Source organism: Candidatus Korarchaeota archaeon NZ13-K (assembly GCA_003344655.1).
Lineage (GTDB): Archaea > Korarchaeota > Korarchaeia > Korarchaeales > Korarchaeaceae > Korarchaeum.
Genome location: MAIU01000117.1, coordinates 1 through 3,066 on the forward strand (window position 1 = coordinate 1; position 3,066 = coordinate 3,066).

The 3,066-nt window shown below is 60.3% G+C and carries 2 protein-coding genes; one reads left to right on the forward strand and one right to left on the reverse strand.

The window, feature by feature from the left end; all coding sequences use genetic code 11:
* The first annotated feature begins 102 nt into the window (after window positions 1-102).
* Window positions 103-2,280 carry a tRNA(Met) cytidine acetyltransferase gene (locus BA066_07560; protein ID RDD52836.1) on the forward strand — a complete coding sequence of 726 codons (2,178 nt, stop codon included), beginning with the start codon at window positions 103-105 and terminating at the stop codon, window positions 2,278-2,280.
* Here BA066_07560 and BA066_07565 read toward each other — a convergent pair.
* Complete coding sequence (locus BA066_07565) at window positions 2,242-3,045, reverse strand: class I SAM-dependent methyltransferase (GenBank protein ID RDD52837.1); 804 nt, start codon at window positions 3,043-3,045, stop codon at window positions 2,242-2,244. The genes BA066_07560 and BA066_07565 overlap by 39 nt on opposite strands.
* Between the last annotated feature and the right edge of the window lie 21 nt (window positions 3,046-3,066).

The window sequence follows — 3,066 nt, forward strand, 5'->3', positions numbered from 1 at the left end:
TTCGGCGAGATAAACAGGGGACTGGAAGCTTACCTAGTGAGGAAGGGGCTGAGCCTGAGGGAGCTCGTCGGGAGAGCCAGGATCAGCTGAGAGGGGGTTCTCTTGCTGAGGGAGATAGTGGAGGAGGCCATAAGCACTGGGGAGAGGAGGCTCGTGGTGATCTCGGGGAGGGAGTCCCTGGAGGTCGCCTCGGAGCTGGCCGGAGAGTGGCTCTCCATGAGGGAGGGCAGGGTGCTCGTTGCCACGCACATGGGCGCAAACCTGGAGAGGATCTCCCTGAGGGACTTCACCTCCATAGACTTCGACCAGACCGAGGAGGTGCTTGGGGGTACCTGGGACCTGCTCATAGCGGACCTCTCACTCCAGTTCAGGGCGAACGACATAGGAAGGCTCATAGAGGTCGTCAGGGGAGGGGGATTGGCCATCCTCACCATACCACCTGTCGAGGAGTGGATGAGCTCGCTGACGGACTTCCAGAGGAGGTTCCTGGTCCCACCGTTCGAGGGGAGGCAGATAAGGCAGCTCTTCAAGTCCAGGTTCCTCTCATCCCTTGGGGCCAGGGGCACTTTCCTGGTGGGCGATGTCTCAAGGGGAGAGCTTTGCGGGAAGGTTTCAGGGGATAGGAAGCCACCTGAGAGGACGGGTGATCCTGTTCTGGATCTCTGCATGACCGAGGATCAGCAGAGGATCCTCAGATCCATTCTGGAGGCATTCGAGACCAAGAAGAGGGCCTTCATACTGACTGCGAACAGGGGAAGGGGTAAATCGGCCGCCATAGGGCTCGCGCTCTCGCTCATAATGACCAGGAGCAGGGTAAGGAGCGCTGTAGTCACATCCCCGAGCATAGAGGGGATCCAGACGATCTTCAGCTTCCTTATGAGGGGTCTGGAGGCTCAGGGTGTGAGGTACGAGCCCCTGGTGAGGGAGGGTAAGGTCTTGGACGTCAGGTTCAGGGGGAAGAACGTCTTCTACCTGACACCGGAGAGCGCTTCGGAGGTCGATGTGAGCCTTAAGGTCGTTGATGAGGCGGCCTCAATACCCGTGACAACCCTCTTCCAGTTCCTCTCGACCAGCAGGTTCGCGATATTCTCGTCCACCATACACGGCTACGAGGGGGCTGGGAGGGGCTTCACGCTCAGGTTCCTGAGGAGGATCAGGCGTTCGGGCCTGCCTTACGCTGAGGGGAGGATGGAGGAGCCCATAAGGTATCCCCCGGGGGATCCCGTGGAGAGGTGGCTCTACGACTTCCTCCTGCTCGACGCGGAACCCGGGGAGCCCCCCAGCAACCTTGAGGACCTTAGGTACAGGAGGGTATCCCTCCAGGACATTAATGAGGACTACCTTAGGAAGTTCTACGGGATATACGTCCTGGCCCACTACAGGAACAGGCCAAACGACCTAGCCACACTCCTGGATGCGCCCCATCACTTCGCCAGGGCTCTCGAGGCCGGAGGGGAGCCCGTTGTGAGCATCCACGTGGCCGAGGAGGGGGGGCTCCCGCCTCACCTGCTGGACGAAGTGATGAGGGGATCCAGGGACCTCCCCGGACACGTGATACCGAGCAGGCTCGTCCTTCACTACTGCATGAAGAGCTTCGGGAGGCTGAGGGGGTGGAGGATCGTCAGGATCGCGACTCACCCCGATCTGCAAGGAAGGGGGCTGGGGACCAGGGCCCTGAGCGAGCTGGAAGATGAGGCCAGGGAGAGCGGTATCGATTGGATTGGGGCCGGTTTCGGAGCCACCGAGGAGCTCCTCAGGTTCTGGGTTAGATCAGGCTACTTCGCGGTTCACCTGAGCCCAAACAGGAATCCCGTGACCGGGGAGTACAGCGTCCTAGTCATGAAGCCCCTGAGCCGGGAGGCATCGGGGCTCTTCGAGGAGGTGCTGAGGGAGTTCAAGAGGAGGCTCCTCTCCAGCCTTCACGATGTCTACTTCTCCCTGAATCCCTCAGTGGCCAGGCTCCTCCTCAAGGGGAGGCTGGAGGGGGGGAGGGTGAGGCTGAGCAACTCCCAGAGGAGCAGGCTGAGCGGCTACCTCAAGGGGACTTACGTCTACGAGCTCGCCTCCGACTCGATACACGAGGTTGTCAGGAGCTACTTCTGGCAGGGCAGGGACTGTCTCACCCCGAGGGAGGAGTCCTTACTCGTGGCGAAGGTCCTCCAGGGGAAGCCCTGGGAGACGATAAGGAGCAGGTTCGGGGTGAAGGAGCCCTATGAGGCACTCAGGGAGATCGTGTCGAACCTAGTCGGTTGTCTGGATGGCCTTGGCGACCAGGCTTAGGTAGGGACAGGGCGGGGAGAACTTCTCCCTCTTCCTTATGTCGCCGTATATGGAGTCGACCCCCCATCCGGCTCTCCTCAGTATCTCGGCGAGCTCCGTTGACGTGTAGATCCTCATGTCCGTCAGGACCTCGAGCTCCTTCATCAGGTTCCCCTCGCCGTCATCCCTCAGCAGGATCCACTTAGAGAAGAGCCTCGACCAGAGGGGATCGAACCTTATCTCCTCCATGAGGACGAGCGAACCGTACCTCTGGAACACCCTGTTGCATTGGCTCCAGCTCGGGGTCTCCCTGTGGAAAGTGTTCGCTATTATCAGGATCGCGCCGTCCTTGGCGAGGGATCTGAGCTTCCTCAGGATAGCCTCATCGGTCATGGAGTCGTAGTACCCTAGGGAGGTGGAGACTATTACAACAGCGTCGAAGCTCTCACCCCTCAGGGTCGCGTCTATCTCCCTCGCATCTGAGACCACGAACCTGGCCCTCTCCGAGACCCTGTACCTCTCGGCCTTCAGCCTGGCGTCCTGTATGAATGGCAGCGATATGTCGAAGCCAAGCACATCATAGCCCTGGAGGGCCAGCGGTATGGCCACCCTCCCGTTCCCGCAGAAGGCCTCGAGCACCCTGCCTGAATCCAGGCCGTTGTCCCTCAGGAGCTCAGCTATAGACCTCGCTATCTGCTCTCCCTCGGACCAGGTGCTGTTCATTATCTCCAGGTAGAGATCCGCCCTATCTATGAACACCTTTTGCACCCAGCTCAGCTCATCCACCCCGCGCTCACACTCCCCCCA